13 protein-coding genes are annotated in these 20,355 nt (G+C 65.4%); 11 read left to right on the top strand and 2 right to left on the bottom strand.

Annotated features, from left to right (window positions below):
• Position 1: 1 nt before the first annotated feature.
• The 11 genes from recG to AC5P6S_RS03000 all read left to right on the top strand — a co-directional run bounded on the left by recG (position 2) and on the right by AC5P6S_RS03000 (position 16,754).
• Positions 2-2,113 (top strand): ATP-dependent DNA helicase RecG, encoded by a 2,112-nt coding sequence (gene recG, locus AC5P6S_RS03050; protein WP_076739916.1) that lies wholly within the window; start codon positions 2-4, stop codon positions 2,111-2,113.
• 453 nt (positions 2,114-2,566) lie between these two features.
• Positions 2,567-3,505, top strand: a complete 939-nt coding sequence (locus AC5P6S_RS03045; RefSeq protein WP_005410872.1) for a nucleoside hydrolase — start codon at positions 2,567-2,569, stop codon at positions 3,503-3,505.
• Positions 3,506-3,593: 88 nt separating this feature from the next.
• Positions 3,594-3,836: a type B 50S ribosomal protein L31 gene (locus AC5P6S_RS03040; RefSeq protein WP_005410871.1), complete on the top strand. Its 243-nt coding sequence runs from the start codon at positions 3,594-3,596 to the stop codon at positions 3,834-3,836.
• 296 nt (positions 3,837-4,132) lie between these two features.
• A complete protein-coding gene (locus tag AC5P6S_RS03035) occupies positions 4,133-5,410 on the top strand; it encodes a citrate synthase (RefSeq protein WP_005418950.1) in 1,278 nt (425 codons plus the stop codon).
• A 239-nt stretch (positions 5,411-5,649) separates the two neighbouring features.
• Entirely contained in the window at positions 5,650-6,012 is a 363-nt protein-coding gene (locus AC5P6S_RS03030) for a NirD/YgiW/YdeI family stress tolerance protein (protein ID WP_005418949.1), read from the top strand.
• 281 nt (positions 6,013-6,293) lie between these two features.
• On the top strand, positions 6,294-6,803 hold the full coding sequence (locus AC5P6S_RS03025; RefSeq protein WP_012481149.1) for a CS1 type fimbrial major subunit: 510 nt from the start codon (positions 6,294-6,296) through the stop codon (positions 6,801-6,803).
• 50 nt (positions 6,804-6,853) lie between these two features.
• Complete coding sequence (locus tag AC5P6S_RS03020) at positions 6,854-9,580, top strand: TcfC E-set like domain-containing protein (RefSeq protein WP_495204469.1); 2,727 nt, start codon at positions 6,854-6,856, stop codon at positions 9,578-9,580.
• On the top strand, positions 9,577-10,716 hold the full coding sequence (locus AC5P6S_RS03015; RefSeq protein ID WP_495204468.1) for a CblD like pilus biogenesis initiator family protein: 1,140 nt from the start codon (positions 9,577-9,579) through the stop codon (positions 10,714-10,716). The genes AC5P6S_RS03020 and AC5P6S_RS03015 overlap by 4 nt, the downstream gene beginning before the upstream one ends.
• Before the next feature lie 16 nt (positions 10,717-10,732).
• Entirely contained in the window at positions 10,733-11,440 is a 708-nt protein-coding gene (locus tag AC5P6S_RS03010) for a pilus assembly protein (RefSeq protein ID WP_043034091.1), read from the top strand.
• 67 nt (positions 11,441-11,507) lie between these two features.
• Entirely contained in the window at positions 11,508-15,941 is a 4,434-nt protein-coding gene (locus AC5P6S_RS03005) for an ESPR-type extended signal peptide-containing protein (protein ID WP_495204467.1), read from the top strand.
• Positions 15,942-16,010: 69 nt separating this feature from the next.
• Positions 16,011-16,754: a hypothetical protein gene (locus tag AC5P6S_RS03000; protein WP_060380572.1), complete on the top strand. Its 744-nt coding sequence runs from the start codon at positions 16,011-16,013 to the stop codon at positions 16,752-16,754.
• 177 nt (positions 16,755-16,931) lie between these two features.
• Here the strand turns inward: AC5P6S_RS03000 and AC5P6S_RS02995 are convergent, their stop codons facing one another.
• On the bottom strand, positions 16,932-17,576 hold the full coding sequence (locus AC5P6S_RS02995) for a hypothetical protein (RefSeq protein ID WP_021203700.1): 645 nt from the start codon (positions 17,574-17,576) through the stop codon (positions 16,932-16,934).
• A 210-nt stretch (positions 17,577-17,786) separates the two neighbouring features.
• Entirely contained in the window at positions 17,787-20,210 is a 2,424-nt protein-coding gene (locus tag AC5P6S_RS02990; protein WP_242875087.1) for a penicillin-binding protein 1A, read from the bottom strand.
• Between the last annotated feature and the right edge of the window lie 145 nt (positions 20,211-20,355).

The raw sequence follows: 20,355 nt of genomic DNA, 5'->3' as shown, positions 1-20,355 counted from the left end.
CGTGGCACGCAAGGCGGCGGTCACCCCGGTCCTGTCACCGTCCGGCGAAGCATCCCTGGCGATGCTCGCGGGCGTCGGTCCGGCCGTGGCCGCCAAACTGCAGGCGCGTGGCCTGGCCACCCTGCAGGATCTCTGGCTTCATCTGCCGCTGCGCTATGAAGACCGGACCCGGCTGACCCGCATTGAAGACCTGCGCAACGGCGTGCCGGCGCAGGTGGAAGGGCGGGTGGTCGCGGTCGAGCGCGGCATGCGCTACCGGCCGATGCTGAAAGTGGCGGTGGAAGACGAAGGGCGGGGCACTTTGGTGCTGCGCTTCTTCCACTTCCGCCAGCAGCAGGTCGGCCAGTTCGCGGTCGGCAACCGGTTGCGCTGCTTCGGCACGCCCAAACCGGGCCAGCTCGGCCTGGAAATCGTCCACCCCAGCTACCAGGTGCTGGGCCGCAACGACGATCCCGAACTCGGCGACCGCCTCGACCCGGTGTATCCCACCGTCGAAGGCGTCGGTCCGATGACCATGCGCAAGCTGATCGGCCAGGCGCTGGACCGCCTGCCCGAGGAGAGCGCGCTGGAACTGCTGCCCAGCGGCTGGCTCGATGGCCTCGGGCTGCCGTCACTGCGCAGCGCGCTGCTGACCGTGCACCGGCCGCCACCAGATGCCGATCTGGCCGCGCTGGCCGCCGGCACCCACCCGGCGCAGCGCCGCCTGGCGATGGAAGAACTGCTGGCCCATCACCTCAGCCTGCGTCGCCAGCGCATTGCCTTGCAGGCACACCATGCGCCGCCGCTGGCCGGTCCTGGCAAGCTGGCCAAGGCGCTGCTGAAGCAGCTGCCGTTCGCGCTCACCGGCGCGCAGGCGCGCGTGTTCAAGCAGATCCGCGAAGACCTCGCGCGGCCCAGCCCGATGCTGCGGCTGGTGCAGGGCGATGTGGGCTCCGGCAAGACCGTGGTCGCCGCGCTGGCGGCGATGCTGGCGGTGGAGCAGGGCAAGCAGGTTGCATTGGCTGCGCCCACCGAGCTGCTGGCCGAACAACATCTCAACAACCTGCGCGGCTGGCTGGAACCGCTCGGTGTGCGCATCGCCTGGCTGGCCGGCAAAGTCACCGGCAAGGCGCGCGCCAAGGTGATGGAGCAGGTCGCCAGCGGCGAAGCGCAGGTGGTGGTTGGTACCCACGCGCTGATGCAGGAGGCGGTGGTGTTCCAGGATCTGGCGCTCGCCATCGTCGACGAGCAGCACCGCTTCGGCGTGCACCAGCGCTTGGCGCTGCGCGACAAGGGCGCGGGCGGCAACAGCGTGCCACACCAGCTGGTGATGACCGCCACGCCGATTCCGCGCACGCTGGCGATGTCCGAATACGCGGACCTGGATGTGTCGGCCATCGACGAACTGCCGCCGGGCCGTACCCCGGTGCAGACCGTCGCGCTCAACAACGATCGTCGTCCCGAGCTGATCGAGCGCATCGCACTGGCCTGCCAGGAAGGGCGGCAGGTGTACTGGGTGTGCACCCTCATCGAGGAAAGCGAAGAACTGGATGCCACCCCGGCGCAGGCCACCTACGAATCGCTGCAGGCGCTGTTGCCGGGCGTGCGCGTGGGGCTGGTGCATGGCCGTCTGAAAGCCGCCGAAAAGCTGGCGACGATGGTGGCGTTCAAGGCCGGCGACATCGACCTGCTGGTGGCGACCACGGTGATTGAAGTGGGCGTGGATGTGCCGAACGCCTCGCTGATGGTGATCGAGAATGCCGAGCGCCTGGGCCTGGCCCAGCTGCATCAGCTGCGCGGCCGCGTCGGCCGTGGTTCGGCGGTATCGCGCTGCGTGCTGCTGTACCAGGCACCGCTCTCGCAGATGGCACGCGAGCGCCTGCAGACCATGCGCGAAACCAACGATGGTTTCGTCATTGCCGAGAAGGATCTGGAATTGCGTGGTCCCGGTGAATTGCTGGGTACCCGGCAGACCGGCCTGGCCGGTTTCCGCATCGCCGACCTGGCCCGCGACGCCGGCCTGCTGCCCGGCGTGCACGACCTGGCCGAGCGCCTGCTGGACCAGCAACCCACGCTGGCCGATCGTGTGGTGCAGCGCTGGATCGGCACCGCCGTGCGTTACGCCTCGGCGTAAGTACCCAGGGGTCGGATCCCTTTGTGCAGCAAAGGGCTCTGACCCCATTTCCGGGATGCTCATCCGCGCATGGCGTGGATCTACCTCGCGCTGCGCGCGGGAGTCGGACAAGGCTCGACTCTACAGACAGCGCTTTGGATCATTTCCATGTTCATCCACGCATTGCATGGATGTGTCGACCAAGGTCGACACCCACCAACAGCCGCGGAAATCTGTCGAAGGCGGGGTGGATCCGGTTGCGGGGGCGTGAGCCGCATGGATGCGGCGACCGAGCTTACATGGACGTACTTGCAGCGTCCCCCGCAACCGGACCCACCCCGCCATCCCCCAGGAAACCCGCTTTTGCCGTTGATTCGGCGGGTGCAGGGCGCAGCCCTGCCGAACCCCAACCCCCGTACTTGCAACGGTCATCATCCCGGTCCACACTTCGTTGCCGATCTGAAGACGGCAACGATGACCCACAAGATCCCCCTGTTGATCGACACCGACCCCGGTGTGGACGACGCCCTGGCCCTGCTGATGGCCTTTGCCGACGAACGGCATGACGTGGTCGCCCTGACCATCGCCGCCGGCAACGTCGGCCTGCAGTACACCGTCCGCAACGCCCTCAAGCTCTGCGACATCGTCGGCCGCACCGACGTACCGGTGTTTGCCGGCAGCCCGGATCCGCTGCTGCATCCCTCCGTTGACGCTGCCCACGTGCATGGCCGTGACGGCTACGGCGACGTGGACCTGCCGCCGCCGAGCCGCCAGGCTGAAGCCGAACACGCCGCACTGGCCATCCTGCGCCTGTCGCACGAGCACGCCGGCGAACTGATGCTGGTGATGCTGGGCCCGCTGACCAACCTTGCCCTGGCACTGAAGCTGGACCCGACCCTGCCCGAGCGCATCAAGCGCATCGTGGTGATGGGCGGCGCGGTCACCTGCCACGGCAACATCACCCCGGCGGCCGAATTCAACATTGCGTTCGACCCGGAAGCGGCGCACGTGGTGTTCACCTCGTTCAAGCACCTGCTGGTGTCGGACTGGGAGGCCACTGTCGCCCATGGCCTGCCGCTGCAGGACGCCGAGAAGTGGCTGCAGGCCGATTCCGATCGCGCCCGCTTCTACGAACTGATCTCGCGCAAGACCCGTGGCCTGTCCGAAGACAGCAAGGGCGGGCGCTGGTACACCGCCGATGCGGTGGCCATGGCCTGGGCGCTGAACCCCGAAGGGCAGCTGCGGGTCGAGTCGCGCCCGCTGAACGTGGAGCTGAACGGCACGTTCAGCCGCGGCGCCACCATCGTCGATTGGAACCGCCAGACCGGCCAGCCGGACAACTGCGATCTGCTGATGGCCTACGACCAGCAGCGTTTCGAGGCCCTGGTGCGCCAGGCCCTGGGTGCGGACTGACGTCGATTGACCGGCACCGGTTGCCCCGGGCGGCAACCGGTGCTTATAATGCCGCTCTTGACCACCAGCCCATTTACGGTGTGAGCCCATGAAGGCCGATATCCATCCGAACTACCGCGACGTCGTCTTCCATGACGTCACCTCCGATTTCAAGATCCTGACCCGCTCGACCATGGCGACGAAGGAAACCATCCAGTGGGAAGACGGCAACGAATACCCGCTGGTCAAGGTTGAAATTTCCTCGGCTTCGCACCCGTTCTACACGGGCAAGCACAAGGTCATCGACACCTCGGGCCGTATCGACAAGTTCCAGAAGCGCTACGCGCGCTGATCTGTCGATCCAGCTTCGAACCAACGGCCGCGCTCTGCGCGGCCGTTTGTTTTTCCCCAACGCCAACCCAACGGGCGTTTGGATGGGCGGAACACTGCGTTCGTGTGACAACGCTTTTGCCGATCCGGGCCGCTCAACGGCCGGTGTCTGGCTGCCTGTCGTATACGACTTCTGTCTAGCGCCGGGCAAATGCTGCTGTGCGATAATGACCTGATCCCCGGCACAGGCCGAGGACGTCATTCACGTGCCTGACCAATGCGCTTGGGCAGGCGCCTTCCCATGAAGGAGCGCACACAGTGTCCGATCTTGATCAGGTCACGCTCAACGCCGGCGACAAGTCGGTCGTTCTGCCCGTCATCAAACCCACCCTTGGCAACGACTGCGTCGACATCGCGAAGCTGACCAAGGAAACGGGGTTCTTCACCTACGATTCCGGCTTCACCGCGACGGCCAGCTGCAAGTCCGCCATCACCTACATCGACGGCGACAAGGGCGTGCTGCTGTACCGCGGCTACCCGATCGAACAGCTGTCGGAAAAGTCGAGCTACGTCGAAGTGGCCTACCTGCTGATCAACGGCGAGCGCCCGAGCGCCGAGCAGCTGAAGGCCTTCACCGATGAGCTGACCGCCGAAGCCAACGTCGACGATTCGATCAACACCCTGATCGGCAGCTTCGCCAAGGATGCCCACCCGATGGCGATCCTGGCGGCCGCGATCGCGCAGCTGTCGGCCATCTACCACGACTCGCTGGACCTGTCCGACGCCGAGCAGCGCCGCAAGGCCGCCGTGCGCCTGATCGCCAAGGTGCCGACCCTGTCGGCGCTGATCTACCGCCATGGCAAGGGCCTGCCGGCCAACAAGCCGGACACCTCGCTGGACTACGTCAGCCGCTTCCTGAAGCAGACCTTCGAGTCGGCTGACGGCCAGTACGACCTGAACCCGGACGTGGTCAAGGCACTGGACCTGCTGTTCATCCTGCATGCCGACCACGAGCAGAACGCCTCGACCTCGACCGTGCGCCTGGTCGGCTCGACCGGTGCCAACCCGTACGCGTCGGTCGCTGCGGGCGTCACCGCGCTGTGGGGTCCGGCCCACGGCGGTGCCAACGAAGCCGTGCTGAAGATGCTGGAAGAGATCGGCAGCGCCGACAACGTCGAGTCCGCCGTGGTCAAGGCCAAGGACAAGACCTCCGGCTTCCGCCTGATGGGCTTCGGCCACCGCGTCTACAAGAACTTCGACCCGCGCGCCAAGGTCATCGGCGAGATGACCAGCAAGGTGCTCAAGCAGCTGGGCGTGCAGGATCCGCTGCTGGACGTGGCCGTGAAGCTGGAACAGGCTGCGTTGCAGGACGAGTACTTCGTCGCCCGCAAGCTGTACCCGAACGTCGATTTCTACAGCGGCATCATCTACAAGGCGCTGCAGATCCCGACCGAGATGTTCACCGTCATGTTCGCCCTGGGCCGTACCTCCGGCTGGGTGTCGCATTGGCTGGAACAGCAGGTCGACCCGGAAATGAAGATCGGCCGTCCGCGCCAGGTCTACACCGGCAGCGACGTGCGCGACTACCAGGGCTGATCGCCCCGCGTAGGTTGTGCCGAGAACGCCCCGCATCTGCGGGGCGTTTTTTTTTGTGCCCTGATCGGCTTCGGCGGATGGCGACCGCGGAACGTTGGTCCGCACGATAAGAGCCCGCTTCCGGATCTGAACGCGTTCTGACAATGAATGTCGCATTCACATCTTTTCGGATCTATTGCATGGGTATCACGTCGAAGGCGATAGAACCTGTGCGTACTGATCCCTGTATGGAGAACGCCATGAACCGACTGATCGCCATCGCTTTCATCGCCACGCCGCTGGCCCTGCTGAGCCCGCAGGCCTTCGCGCAGTACACCGGGCCGGGGGCAGGGGCCGCTGCCAGCACCGTCGCTGACGCACGTGCGCAGCGCGATGATCATCCGGTGGTGCTGCGTGGCACCCTCACCGCCAAGATCGGTGACGAGCGCTACCAGTTCCGTGATGCCAGCGGCCAGATCGAGGTCGAGATCGATGACGAAGACCTGCCGCCGCAGGCCATCGGTGCCGACACCGTGGTCGAGCTGCGTGGCAAGGTCGACACGCATCGCTTCAAGCCCACCGACATCGATGTCGATCACGTCACCGTCGTGCCTGCAGGTTGAAGCCAACGGTAGCCGAGCGTGGGCTCGGCTCTACAAATTCAATGCAATGAGGTTTGTTGCATTGAAGCAGTGAGGGAAATTGCATAACCCTCAAACATTGAGCGAATTCAAGAATTCTCCTTAACGTTCAACGTTTTAGGAATGCTTGAATGGCCTGCATGGCAATGGATTTCTAACATTCTCTCCGTCGCCCGCACCCATCCCCGCGGGCGATGCTTCCCTCCCTTTTCTCCTTGGGGAGGGGAGCTTTCATATTCCCCCTTTGTCCGAGAGAGACAATCATGCACGCCATTATCAAGAAGGCCGCGCTCGCTGCAGCGCTGGCCACTGCTTCGCTGTCCGCGCACGCCGTGGAAACCAAGATCTCCGTCTACGCCGACGTCGACCCGACCCTGGCGCTGCTGCGCGACGACGGCACGCCGCTGCCGGACATGGTCACCCTCACCCACGACCCGCTGCGCGGCCTGATTCCGAACACGCAGCGCGTGCGTATCCATTCCAACGATGACAAGGCGGATATCGAAGCGCGTATCGATGGCAGCTTCTTCCTGGCCAACGAGACCGGCACCGTGACCGTGCCGATGACCATCAGCCTGAACAACCGCGCGCTGGGTGCAGCCGCCATCGAGTACAAGGCCGCTGACCTGTTCAACGGTGCGGGCTCGACCCCGGGCGCCTCGATCTCGATGCCGCTGACCATCGCACAGACCACGCCGGCGCCGATCCTCACCAAGGGCGCGTACAGCGGCCTGGTCAACGTCGTGCTGAACCAGAAGGCGGCTACGCCGTAATCCCCCGCGCCGGCCCGCATCCCGGGCCGGCCGCTTGCAGCGGTGCCCCCATGACCCTACACGCCCCCGCCGTCACCCGGCTGGCGGTCGCGCTCGCCCTGGCGTTGTCCACTCCGCTGGCGGCCGCGCGCGGCGTCCCGCCCGGTTTTGAAGATCTGGTCGAAGGCCAGACCGAACAACTCGACATCCAGCTGTTCGGCCGCTCGGCCGGGCTGTCGCCGGTGCGCGTGACCCTGGAGCACGTGCAGCTGGAAGATCCCGCGCGCGTGCTGCAGTCACTGGACCTGCCTGCCGAGGCGCAGGCCGCCCTGCTGCCTGCGCTGTCGCAGCCGCTGCCGCGCAACAGCCATCTGGCCTGCCGCTTCGGTGGTGCCAGCGCCGGCTGCGGCTACATCGATCCGCCGGAAGCTCCCGACGAGGTGCGCGCGCTGTATGACGAAGGCGAGGGCGCGGTGCGCTTGTTCGTGGCGCGCCAGTGGATTCCCGGCAAGCCTGCCGCCGAGCGTTTCCACACGGTCACCGCCAATGCCGAGAACGCGTTCCTGCATCAGCAGACGCTCAACCTCAGTGGTGGCCGTGACTACCAGTCGCTGTCGGCACGCGGCGTCGGCACGCTGGGCCTGTTCGATCGCGGCCACCTGTCGGCCGAGTGGTACTACAACCAGCAGCGCTATCGCAGCCACAGCGACGACGATTTCCAGTTCGACAACGTCTATTACCGCCACGACCTGGGGCCGGCGCACTACCTGCAGGCCGGGCGCATGGACCGCCGCAACCTGTCCAGCCCGCAGGGCGGCACTTTCAGCTTCAGCATGCTGCCGCTGGACCGCTTCCAGGGCGCACGCCTCGGTACCACCCAGGCCTATGTGGACACCGACGCGGCGGTGCAGGCCAGCCCGCTGACCGTGCTGCTGGCGCGCGATGCGCGGGTGGACGTGTTCGATGGCGAGCGCCTGCTGCAGACCTTCTACCTGCAGGCCGGCATCAACCAGATCGACACCCGCAATTTCCCGTTCGGCAACTACCTGGTGCGCATGCGCATCTACGAGGACGGTGTGCTGGTGCGCACCGAGGAGGCGCCCTTCGACAAGGGCGGCGACTGGACCAACAGCCAGTGGCAATGGTTCGTGCAGGGTGGCCACCGCAACGAACGCCGCAGCGATGCTTTCGATGGCGAGCGTATCGCGATGGCCGGCGTGCGCGTGCCGTTGGGCCGCGACGCGGCGATGACCGCCGGTGCCGCCACGTTCGGCGGGCACCGCTACGGCGAGCTCCGCCTGGACCTGCGCAGGGTGATGGCCACGCAGGAAGTACGCGCCACCTTCAGCGGCATGCGTGGCAGCGACGGCAGCAACGGGCAGCAGCACCAGCTGTCGTACCGGCGCACGGCGTCGTGGAATCTCTACCAGCAGCGCATGCGTGGCAAGGCCTGCCAGTTCGAGGCCGAGGCGCGCGACCAGTTGGGGTGCACCAATGCGCTCAGTGGCTCGATGTCGCTGCCGCTGGCGGGCGGCAATGTTTACGTGGGCTACACCCGGCGCCAGACCTGGCGCACCGGCTGGCACCGGCCAGAGTTCGAGCAGGATCCGTTGTTCGGGCTTGAGCCGCTGTTGCCGCCGGGGCCGTTGGAACCGCGCCGCGAGCCGCTGCTCAGCCGCACCTGGCAGGCCAGCTTCAGCCGCAGCCATCGCTGGCAGGATTTCAGCGTCTCCACGCGCGTGGGTGTGTGGCGGCAGCACAGCACCGACAGCGTGCGTGGCAGTACCGAGCGCGACCGTGGCATCTACGTCAACCTCAGCCTGAGCCGTCGGCACCGCAGCGCTGCCGGTGATGGGCAGCGCCGCTATGCCGTGGATGTGCGCCAGCCGCAGCATCAGCGCCCGGCGATCGACTACAGCGTTGGCCAGAGCCTGCGCCAGGAACTGGATACACAGTACCGCGAGCTGTCGGGCGAGCTGCGCGCCAACAACAACGAGCGCTACAGCGCTTCACTGGGTGGCCAGCTGCAGAATGGCGTCGGCCACACCAGCGCCAGCGTGGCGCGCTACCAGCAGCGTGGCCGCAGCGAAACCGGCTACAGCGGCGCACACAGTTCCGGCTTCGCGCTCGGCCGTCGCGGCTTCTACTGGAGCGGTGCCAACGGCGCCGATGCCGGCCTTGCCGTGCAGGTGGCCGATACCGACGACGCCGACCTGCGCGGCGTGGCCGCCGAACTGCAGGTGGGCGGGCTGCGCAGGCAACGCCTGCAGATCGGCGAACGCCGGCTGCTGCCGCTGCCGGCCTATCAATCGCAACGTGCCGAAGTGCAGGACGCCAGCACGCTGGACAGCATCGCCGCCATCCGCGTGACCGGCGTGGGCGGTGCACGGCCGATGTTCCTCACGCCCGGCAAGCTGATGCGCATGCCGGTGCCGATCGAAGTGACCTACACCTTCATCGGCCATGCCCGCGACCTGGCTGGTGCGCCGCTGGGCGGCGCCCGCATTCTCAACGCGCCGGTGCCCGGCACCAGCGCCAACGGCGGCTTCGTCGCCGATTTCCCGCGTCGCGAAACGACGCTGTACCTGTTGCAGGACGACCGCCTGCTGCACTGCCCGCTGCAGGTGCGCGAGCGCCGCCAGGTGGTGCTGCTGGTCGGCGCCGTGCACTGCGAGCCGCTGGCCGTGGCCCAGCTGCCGGCCGAGATCCGCCAGCAGGCCCGCGTGACCCGGCTGCTGCAGGAACGCGCGTTGATTGCCGCCACGCCCCGGACCGCTGCTGCAGGAGGTACGCCATGAACCGGCGTTGGATGTTCGTGTTGATGCTGGTGTGTGCGCTCGTGCTGGTGATGCCGCGGGCGTGGGCGCAACGGCCTCCGGATACAGATCCACCTACTGGCGTCATTACCCAGGACATTGTCATGAGCTGGGATCGCTCAGCGATGCCCGGAGATATTGAGATATGGGCGCCAAAGACTTTGATCGCGTACGACATAGATCTGAGTAAGCAGTACGGCGAGCTATTTCTGACGTGTGAATCGTCCACTGATCCCGCATCTGGAATGTGCCGTACCGAAGACACGGAGGCAGAAAGTGGTGGTGTAACGAGTGTGATACCGGTGCGTGCGATAGAAGAGCGTACGGGAACCCCGGGAGCGATCAATTTCGCTGCCTCAATCTATAGAGCGGATTCCACCCAAGTTTGCTCGCTCGACTACTGGCGAGATACCAGATATGCGATCTGGTCGTCGCATTCCAGACCTTGTGGCATCGACTACGCGGTCGGCACGGGTCTGGCTGTCTCAATTGCTGGGGATAGCGTTGCGCGCCTGGTGGCTGGCAGTTGGAAAGGGAGTCTCGTACTTAATCTAAGAATGCCACCAGGTAGGCATCTGGCGAAGTACGTCTTCAACTTCGATTTCACCGTCACCGACTACGACGCGATCTCGATCTACTTCCCGACCTTCGACACCGTCGCGTCGCTGGTCAATCTCGATCTGCGCTACGACCCCATCCAGAAGGTGGTGGGTGGCAGGAAACAGCTGGATATGTGCCTGTACGACGGCCTGGGTTCGCAGAGCGAATACCTCGACGTCACGGTTCGCGACAGCGGTCCACGCCCACCTGCAGGGTCGGACTTCTCGCTCTGGCACCGCGATGGCGGCAGCGATGCCAGCCAGCGCCTGGACTACCGCGTCCACCTGGACTACGGCGGCCACCGCCTGGCGATGAAGCACAACGTCAAGCAGCAGCTGCGCGGCATCGACAGCGCACAGCTGCGGCTGGTGATGCTGCCGGGCATCAGCCAGCCGGTGTACTGCGTGCCCACGCCGCTGACCCTGGAAACACCGCCTACCCCTATCGCCAGCCAGCGCCCCGGCCTGTACGAGGGCGAGCTGACCGTGGTGCTCGATGTCCCCACTGCCAAACCCTGATCCCGAGGAGCCTGCCATGAAGAAGCTGCTGTTCTGCCTGCTGCCGGTGAGCGCCCTGCTTGCACTGCCGGCATACGCCAATCTATCCATCCACCCGATGCGCGCAGCGGTGGATGCCAAGCGCGGCACCCATATCCGCGTGTACTCGCAGTCGACCATTCCGCAGTACGTGCAGACCCGCCTGCGGCGCATCGTCAATCCTGCCACGCCTGCCGAAGAAGAACAGGAGATGGAAGCCTCGGATGCGGCGATTGCCATCACCCCCGGCAAGTTCGCACTTTCCGGCGGCGGCAACCGGCTGATCCGGGTGATTCCGCTGCAGCAGGTCCAGAAGGAAACGGCCTACCGCCTCTACTTCGAAGGCGTGCGCGGGCCGGATGACGCTCCCCTCGAAGACGGCGAAGGCGCACAGGCAAACATCGGCGTCAGCCTGGTCTGGGGGGCGCTGGTCAACGTCACCCCCGACGACGGTGTGGTGGACCTGCGCCTCCAGGACAACACGCTGCACAACACCGGCACGCTGCGCGTGGGAATCATCGGTGCCGAGGAGTGCACGGCCGCGGGCACCTGCACGCCACACCCCGTGTCGCACAGCCTCTATCCCGATGCCGCACTGACGCTGCCGTTCCAGCTTCAGCCGGGCAACTCGCTGCAACTGCGTTACCGGCTCACCCGCGATGGCTATCGCGAACACGTGCGGACGATCGAACCGACGGCGACCTGAACCCGCACTTTGCCCGCCCCGTGCCCGGCACGGGGCTCACTTTCCTTGTCCTGTTAAGGAGAAACACATGAATCGAATCTATCGTCGTATCTGGAATCACGCCAAAGGCTGCTGGGAGGTGGCCAGCGAGTTGACCAGGCCCTGCGGCAGGAAATCGAGCCGCATAACCGGCGCCGGTGGACTGCTGATGGTCGCGCTGCTGTTGGCGGGCGGAGAGGTGCACGCCAAGACCCGTTACTACATTGGGTGCGATCCCTTCAATCTGGGAAATGGCGAGTTTGTTTCCTGCTCGCCCATTGCTGGCCGCTATGACGACACCATGTTCGTCGGCTATGCACTGACCAACGGCCTGAACTCGCTTGGCTACGGTGCAGGCGTGAACATGAAAGGCGACAACACCACCGCATTTGGCATTGGTGCCCGGATCAACGGTCAGAACAGCGCTGCCTTCGGATTCAAGGCAAGCACCTATGCCGTGGATAGCGTGGCGGTGGGCTACAACGCCAGAACCACCGCTGATGGCGGCCACAACGTGGCCGTTGGTGCCAATGCCTATGCCGCCTACATTGGTGCCACTGCCTTGGGGAACAAGGCAGAGGCCAGGGCAGCAAATGCCATCGCACTCGGCAGCGGCTCGTCGTCGCGTGGCGTGGATGCCCTTGCGCTCGGTGCCAACTCCAGCACTTCGGCCGCGGGTTCGATGGCGGTTGGTGCAAAGGCGTCTGCCAGCCGTACAAATGCCATCGCCCTGGGGTTGAGTTCCGTGGCGCAGCAGGAGGACGCAGTTGCCCTGGGCGCGAGCACGATCGCAAACGGTGCTGGTGGGGTGGCGCTTGGTGCCAAGGCAATGGTCGACACCGGTGCAGGCACGGGTGGTGTCGCCATCGGTGGCGGTGCCCGTGCGGGAAGCCTGGGCTACACCGGTGCCATCGCCATCGGCGGCGATACGCGCGCGTACATCGACGGCGTTGCGCTGGGCTATGCGGCGTCTGCGTCCGCACAGGGCGCTGTAGCCCTGGGTGTCCGCTCGGTGGCCACGGAAGCCAATACGGTGTCGGTAGGCAGCGCCTCGGTGCGCCGTCGCATCGTGAACGTGGCCGATGGTCGTGTCACCGCCTCCAGCACCGATGCGGTCACCGGTAAGCAGCTGCATGCCATGAACGAGCGGGTTGACGGCATGATCAAGCAGGATTCCGCAGGCGGCATCGTACGCATCGCCAACAGCAACACCGGCTCGGAAGTCAGCATGCGCAACGCGGTGCTGGCCACGCGCAAGGTGAGCGGCGTGTCCGATGGCGCGCTGACGACGACCAGCACCGACGCTGTGAACGGACGCCAGCTCAACACGACCAATGGTAATGTCACCAAGGCGCAGACCGCTGCGGATGCGGCCAAGGCTGATGCCAGCAAGGCGCTGGCCCAGGTCACCACGGTGACCGGCCTGATCGGCCAGACTTCGTCCACCAGCAGTGTCCGCTTGGGCGAGAAGAACAGCGGTACCTCGCTGGATGTCCGCAACAGTGCCAATGCCAACCGCAAGGTGACCGGTGTGGCCGATGCCACGCTGAGCACCTCCAGCACGGAAGCGGTGACCGGCAGGCAGTTGAACACGACCAATGAGAATGTTGCCAAGGCACAGACCGCTGCGGGAGAGGCCAAAGCTGATGCGAGCAAGGCGCTGACTCAGGTGGTGACGCTGGGCGGCCTTGTCGGGCAGGTGTCTGCAACCGGCAATGTCCGTCTGGGTGAAAAGAACAGCGGAACGGTGTTGGATGTGCGCAATAGCGCCAATGCGAATCGAAAGCTGACTGGTGTGGCCGATGGTCTGGTCAATGCCAGCAGTTATGAAGCCGTCAACGGCAGGCAGCTCAATGCCACTAATGACAAGGTGGCGGCGGTGGAGAGTATTGCCAGGGCTGCGGGCACAGAAGCGGCGGCGGCAAAGACGGATGCAGCCAAGGCGTTGGTCGAAACCGCGGCGCTTGGCGGGCTGGTGGCACAAGTGTCTACGACTGGCAATGTGCGTCTGGGCGAAAGGAACAGCGGAACGACGTTGGATGTTCGCAATAGCGCCAATGCCAACCGGAAGATCAGTGGTGTGGCGGATGGATTGCTGGAGATTGGCAGCAGCGATGTGGTGAATGGTGGTCAACTATATATCGTAGAGCAGTCTGCGCAGGCGGCAAAGACTGTTGCGGACGAAGCTATGAAGGGAATCGAAGGTCTTGTTGAGAGCTCTCGATACTTTGCGAGTGGCAAAGGTGGACCTCAGGGAGCAGCTCGAGCAGGACTGATTGGTGTCGCTATTGGTGATTCCGCCGAGGCCTCAGTTTCAAGTGAGGGGGCAGTTGCCGTCGGTAGTTTCTCCGCAGCTCTCGGTAAGAACTCCGTTGCTTTGGGGAGGGCTGCGCGGGTAAATGAGGCTGCGGACAATGGATTTGCTCTGGGTGTTCTCGCTTCAGTTGAAGAAGTGGGTGGGGTATCACTCGGGTCGAACAGTATTGTCAAGAAGGGGGCGACCAGTGCATTGGCTCTGGGAGATTCCTCGGTCGCTGATGAGGCTTACACGGCATCTTTTGGTAGTGCCGAAGCCCAACGTCGTCTTACCAATGTCGCTCGTGGCACCGCCGACCACAACGCTTCCACTGTCTCTCAGCTCAAAGATTCCCTCGCTACCCTCGGCGGCGGAGCAGGCATGGACGCCAGCGGAAATATCATCGCCCCAACGTACTCGGTGCAGGGCGGAACGCAGAGCACGGTCGAAGACGCACTGATGGCGCTTGATGGCGCCGTCATCACTGCAGGTCGTCGCGCGGGCAAGGTGGAAGATCAGCTTAGCTCGATTTTCCAGGACTCGCCGTCGGCCCGTGCCGATGGCATGAATCAGATCGCGCTCAGTGGCGCGAACGGCATGGTGCTGACCAACTTGGCTGATGGACGAGTGGCGCCAGGAAGTCGTGATGCTGTAACCGGTAGCCAGCTGTACGCCGCAGAGCAGAAGATCTCGCAGAATCGGAATGATCTGGAGGCGATGCGCAAGGAGAGGGAGATGGGGCGGCAGGCGATGCGTGGATTGGATGCGAGCGTCATCGACTACGGCGGTGCGCGTTTGACTGGCGTGTCAGATGGAGAGGTTTCAGACGGCAGTCGGGATGTAGTCAATGGCGGACAGCTGCATGGCGTCAGCGACCGAGTCTCAACGATTGAGAAGCAGGCGCGATTCTTCAAAATTGATACTGATGGTCTTAGTAGAGATGCAATTGCCGGCCGACTAGGCGTTGCAATCGGCGACTCTGCTCGAGCGGATGGGGAGGGTGCAACTGCAGTAGGCGCATTTGCCACATCTCTGGGGCGGAATGGAATCGCACTTGGTCGTGCATCCAGTGTTTCTGAGATGGCGGTGAATGGCTTTGCAGTGGGAGCAGGTTCGAATGTTCACGCTTCCAATGGCGTTGCAATAGGTTCTGGAGCCAAGGTTTCATTGGGGGCTGAAGGTTCTCTCGCTCTTGGGGCCGGCTCTGAGGCCACGGATGCCGGCACCGCTTCCTTTGGTGCATCAGGAGTGGGGCGCCGCCTCGTAAACATCGCCAACGGCACCGCCAACCACAACGCCGCCACCGTCGGCCAGCTGCGCGGCGCGCTGTCTGCGCTCGGCGGTGAGGTCGATGCCAACGGCAACATCGTCGGTCCCAGCTTCACCGTGCAGGGCCAGTCTCAGTCCACGCTCAATGGTGCATTGGAAGCGCTCGACGGCGCAGTGGTCAGCAACCGCTCGAGGGTGAACCAGGTCGAGTCGCAGCTGCGCAGCGTGTTCCAGGACACGCCCTCCGTCCGCGCCGACGGTCTCAACCAGCTCACCCTGGCCGGAACCCACGGCATGGTCATTTCCAACGTGGCCAATGGCTTGATTGCGGCTGGCAGTCGTGATGCAGTCAATGGCGGCCAGCTGCACTCGATGCAGCAGCAGCTCAACGGCCGCATGGACGGGCTGGAGCAGCGCATCGATGCGCCGCAGCCGCAGGCAATGGCCGTCGCTTCGGCGCCGGAGTCGGACGTGCTGGTGCCGCAGGCCGAAGGCGGTCAGCAGGTGGCGTCGGCAGGCGACGGTGAGAAACCCGCACCGCAGCCGAAGACGAAGCAGGAAGACACGCCCAAGCCGCAGGTCGACACCGCCGAGCTGGAGAAGATGCTGGCCCGCGCCAACGAGTACACCGATGGCGCGATCAGCAACTTCGAGCGTCGCCTGGACAAGATGGACAAGCGCTTCAACCGCATGGCGGCAATGAGCAGCGCGCAGACCGCGATGGCGATGAACACCGCCGGCCTGGCCACCTACAACCGCCTGGGTGCGGGCGTGGGCTACAGCGAGGGTGAGTCGGCGATGGCGGTGGGCTACCAGCGTGTGCTCAACGAGAAGGGCTCGGCCACCTTCAGCCTCAATGGCGCGTTCACCAACAGCGGCGAACGCAGCATGGGTGTCGGCGTGGGCATCGGCTGGTAAGCCATGCGGCCCCGGCGTGGTGCGCGTAATGAACCCCGCCGCGCCGGGGTCCTTGCCGAGGAGAAGGCAATGTACAGATGGGTAAGTGGAATCGTCAGCTATCGCACGTTCTATATCTGGCGGGCGCGCTTTCGCTACTACACCCGGAACCTGGACCTGTGGACGCTGATGAGCGGGCTATGCATCGCCGGTCTGCTGCTGGTGCTGTGGTACCTGTGGCAGATGCTGGGCGTGCCGCCGCCGCGCGTGCATCCTCAGGCAGCGGCGCTGCGGATCGAGGGCGTCACCAGCGAGGCGATCCATCGCATCGTGCTGGTGCGCCACGCGGGCCGCACGCCGGGTGCACCGTTCACCACGCCGGAGGAGGTAAGGGCGAGCACGTTGCGCACGATGCGGGTGCGGCAGGTGATGGACAGCGAAGTGGTGTGGCGGCTGAAAGCCGACATGCTGGCGGACATCGCCGACTACATCACCGCCACGGGTGGGTGCGTCCCGTACGACTGCCGACGGATTCGCGCTCGATTGGAGGATGTGCGCAGGGCGGGTGTTGAGAATGCGCAGATCAACACAGCACTGTTGACGATCCTGGAGGTGTCGCTGGACCAGATGCCGTCGTTGGAGGCGGTTGAGCATGAGCGGGTGAAGAGTGGGTGGTCGGATGGGTTCAACGACATCTATGACCAGATCTGGTTGCTGCGGGGCCTGCAGGTCATGCATGCACAGATGATGCGGGAGTATCCGCAGCGAGCCCCAGTACCGTGGCTGCCGCGGCTGCTCAGCGACCCGCTGCGCGATACCCGTTTTGTCTGGTAGCGGGAGCATGATGGGCATCATCTGCCAGCGCAGATAGCGCAGCTTTTGTAGAGTCGAGCCGTGCTCGACTGCTCTCCGGCGAGCAATCGAAATGCCTGAAGCACGGTGCGGACCAACGGTCCGCACCCATCACTGGCAGGTACCGCTGCGCTCGCCGCCCATGGGCCGGCGCTACCGTCATCCGCCGATGTACGCGCTGATCTCCGCTTCGGCCAGCACCTGCCGCAACTGCGCCACGGACGCACGTCGCATCGGCTTCTCATCCACCGGTGACAGTGGGGCCTGGCGCAGGGCGTCGTACGGCAGCACGGCCAGGTCGAAGGTCAGCTCCTCGGCACTGAACACCCACACCGGCACGTCCAGGCAGCGTTCGCGGTCCATGCGCAGGCGGCGCGTCCGCGATTCGGCGGGAATGCCGTGCTCCTCCAGGAAGCGGTGCACGGCTTCCGGGTCGTCGCTGTGCAGGTGCAGCTGCACGGGACTGTTGGCGTCGGCGGTGCCCTCCAACACTGGGCCAGCCAGGCGCGGGGAGAAGCCGTGCAGGAACTCCAGCGCACGCATGGCAGCCTCGCGGCGGCGCTGAAGCTCGCTGCCGTGCTGGGGGCCAGCGAACAGCCGCTGGTATTCGCGCAGGGCGTCTTCGATCTCGGTGTTGCGGGGCAGGGAGGCATCGTCGTGGATGCCGAGCCGGCTGGCGGCCTTCAACTTGGCCTGGTGGTAGTCGCGGATGCCGCCTTCGGCCATCAGGCGGGCGGCTTCGTGGGCGAGGCGGTGACGCCGCTCGCGGGTCTGGCTGGCAGCATGCTGACGGGCGCGATGCATGCGATGACTCCCTGTTGCGACCTGGCTACAGAGTAGCGCACGGATGTGACATCCGCGTGGGTATTTCACGGAGGCGAGCAAGCGGGTGCCGTTGATCCTGTAGAGCCGAGCCCATGCTCGGCTGCTCTACCGCCGGCGCATGGAGCCGAGCATGGGCTCGGCTCTACAGAGGCGGTGCCAACCAACGGTTGGCACCCACCGAATCCTTCCTCAGAAGATATCGAACGCGGCGGCGTCGGCCTGCGGCGTATTGAGGTTCAGGTCGTAGTCGGTCAGGCGGTCCATGTCTTCCACCTTCACCCACTCGGTCGCGCCGTTGAGGGTGGCCTGGACCATGCCGCTGGGCGGCTCGTTCTGCGCAATCGGGGTGTCCTTCAGCGCGGTGCGCATGTAGTCGATCCAGATCGGCAGGGCGGCCTTGCCACCGTACTCGCGGTAACCCAGCGAGCGGAAGTCGTCGCGGCCCACCCACACGGTGGTCACGTACGGGCCGCCGAAGCCGGAGAACCAGGCGTCGCGGTGGTCGTTGGTGGAGCCGGTCTTGCCGCCCACGTCCTCGCGTCCGAGCACCTTGGCCTGCACACCGGTACCGCGCTGGACCACGTCGCGCATCATCGACACCAGCTGGTAGGCGGTGCGGGCGTCGATCGCGCGCGGGGCGGTGCGGGCATCGGGGTTGGCCGGCGCGGCCGGGGTTTCGGTCTTGGCTTCGGCCTTGGCCGCAGCGGCCGGGTCCACCTTCGGGGCCGGGGCGCCGAAGTTGAAGCCGTCCACCACCTGGTTGACCGGCTGGTCGCTGCTGCCGGCGCAGTCGCGGCAGGCCATCGCCGGGTTTTCCTTGAACACCAGGTTGCCGTCGCGGTCGTTCACCTGGTCGATCAGCCAGGTGTCCACGCGCGAGCCGCCGTTGGCGAACACGGCGTAGCCACGGGCCACCGACAGCGGGGTGAGCGAGGCGGTACCCAGCGACATCGACAGGTTCGGCGGCAGTTCCGATTCGGCGAAACCAAATTCGCTGATGTACTTGCGCGCGTAGTCCACGCCCATGCCATCAAGCAGGCGCACCGAGACCAGGTTGCGCGACTGCACCAGCGCTTCGCGCAGGCGCATCGGGCCGCGGAAACCGCCGCCGTCGTTCTGCGGGGCCCAGGTCTTGCCGCGGCGGTCGCGGAACACGACCGGGGCGTCGAGCACGATCGAGGCCGGGTTGTAGCCCTTGTCGAAGGCCGCGGCGTAGATGAAGGGCTTGAAGCTCGAACCCGGCTGGCGGCGGGCCTGGGTGGCACGGTTGAACTTGTTGCCGGAGAAGCTGAAACCGCCAACCAGCGCCTTCAGCGCGCCGCTGTGGGCATCCAGCGAGACCAGCGCGGACTGGCCGCGCGGGATCTGGTCCAACAGCCACTCACCTTCCTTGGCACCGGCGCGCACGCGCACGATGTCGCCGCGCTGCACCAGCTTGCCCGGGGTCTTGTTGGTCCACTTGGCGGCACCGGCCGGCAGCACGATCTCGCTGCGGTTGGCCAGCACCACGGTGGCGCTGCCATCGGCGCCGGTGCTGGCGACGATCGCCGGCAGCAGGCCGGCCTGGCCGTACATGCCGCGCAGGTGCTCGGCCAGGGCGGCGGCGTCTTCACCCGCACCCACCTGCACCTGCTTCTCCACGCCGTGCCAGCCGTGGCGGTGGTCGTACAGCAGCAGGCCGTCGCGCACCGACTGGTTGGCGGCGGTCTGCAGGGTGGAGTCGATGGTGGTGGTGACGTGGTAGCCCTTGTTGACCACATCCCCGCCGAAGCGGGCGATCATTTCCTGGCGCACCAGCTCGGCCACGTACGGCGCGTCGACCTGCACCGGCGGCTCATGGGCGGTGGCGTGCATCGGCACGGCCTTGGCCGCGTCGGCCTCGGCCTGGCTGACGAACTTCAGGTCGGCCATGCGCTGCAGCACATAGTTGTCACGACGCTGGCGGGCGCGCTCCGGGTTGGAGATCGGGTTGCCCGAGGAGGGGAACTTGGGGATGCCGGCCAGCGAGGCCATCTCGTCCAGGTCCAGCTCGTTCAGCTTCTTGCCGTAATAGAACTCGGCGGCGGCGGCCACGCCGTAGGCACGGTTGCCGAAGAAACTCTTGTTCAGGTACAGCTCGAAGATCTCGTCCTTGCTCAGCTCGGACTCGATCTTCCGTGCCAGCAGGATCTCGGCCAGCTTGCGGGTGTAGCTGTACTCGGAGCTGAGGAAGAACTGGCGGGCCACCTGCTGGGTGATGGTGGAACCACCCGGCACGCGCTTGTCGTTGGTGGTGGCCAGCAGCCACACCGCACGGCCGATGCCCATGTAGTCCACGCCGCCATGCTCGTAGAAGCGGGCGTCCTCGGTGGCCAGGAAGGCCTGCTTCAGGCGCTCGGGCACGTCCTTCATGGTGATCGGGGTGCGCCGGGTCTCGCCGAACACCGCCATCAGCTTGCCGTCGGCAGCATAGACGTACATCGGCTCCTGCATTTCCACGTCGCGCAGGGTCTGCACGTCGGGAAGCTTGGAGGACACAGCGTAGTACAGACCGCCCACGGCGGCCGCGCCGATCAGCGCCAGGACCAGGACAATCAGGAAGATCCAGCGCAGCCAGCGGCGGAGTCGAGTCATCGGGTTCAGATTCCGATTGCGAATTTCGTGGTCGCAGAGTATAGATTACGCAAGGTGGCGGCTGGGGTCGGCACCGGGGAGCGCAAGGGGAACAGTCAGGGGCTGCATCGTGAATCCGTGAGGAACTTCACAGCAGGGCCGTTGC

This window comes from Stenotrophomonas sp. YJH_SMC_119 (assembly GCF_059368315.1).
The sequence above is the reverse complement of the archived record's forward strand: the minus strand, read 5'-3'. Positions and strand labels throughout refer to the sequence as shown.

Coding starts and splice junctions, on each gene's coding strand:
- AC5P6S_RS03025 (WP_012481149.1), top strand. CDS start 6,294: ATGCACGCCATTATCAAGAAGGCCGCGCTCGCTGCAGCGCTGGCCACT.
- AC5P6S_RS03015 (WP_495204468.1), top strand. CDS start 9,577: ATGAACCGGCGTTGGATGTTCGTGTTGATGCTGGTGTGTGCGCTCGTG.
- AC5P6S_RS03045 (WP_005410872.1), top strand. CDS start 2,567: ATGACCCACAAGATCCCCCTGTTGATCGACACCGACCCCGGTGTGGAC.
- AC5P6S_RS03010 (WP_043034091.1), top strand. CDS start 10,733: ATGAAGAAGCTGCTGTTCTGCCTGCTGCCGGTGAGCGCCCTGCTTGCA.
- AC5P6S_RS03005 (WP_495204467.1), top strand. CDS start 11,508: ATGAATCGAATCTATCGTCGTATCTGGAATCACGCCAAAGGCTGCTGG.
- AC5P6S_RS03020 (WP_495204469.1), top strand. CDS start 6,854: ATGACCCTACACGCCCCCGCCGTCACCCGGCTGGCGGTCGCGCTCGCC.
- AC5P6S_RS02995 (WP_021203700.1), bottom strand. CDS start 17,576: ATGCATCGCGCCCGTCAGCATGCTGCCAGCCAGACCCGCGAGCGGCGT.
- AC5P6S_RS02990 (WP_242875087.1), bottom strand. CDS start 20,210: ATGACTCGACTCCGCCGCTGGCTGCGCTGGATCTTCCTGATTGTCCTG.
- AC5P6S_RS03030 (WP_005418949.1), top strand. CDS start 5,650: ATGAACCGACTGATCGCCATCGCTTTCATCGCCACGCCGCTGGCCCTG.
- AC5P6S_RS03000 (WP_060380572.1), top strand. CDS start 16,011: ATGTACAGATGGGTAAGTGGAATCGTCAGCTATCGCACGTTCTATATC.
- AC5P6S_RS03040 (WP_005410871.1), top strand. CDS start 3,594: ATGAAGGCCGATATCCATCCGAACTACCGCGACGTCGTCTTCCATGAC.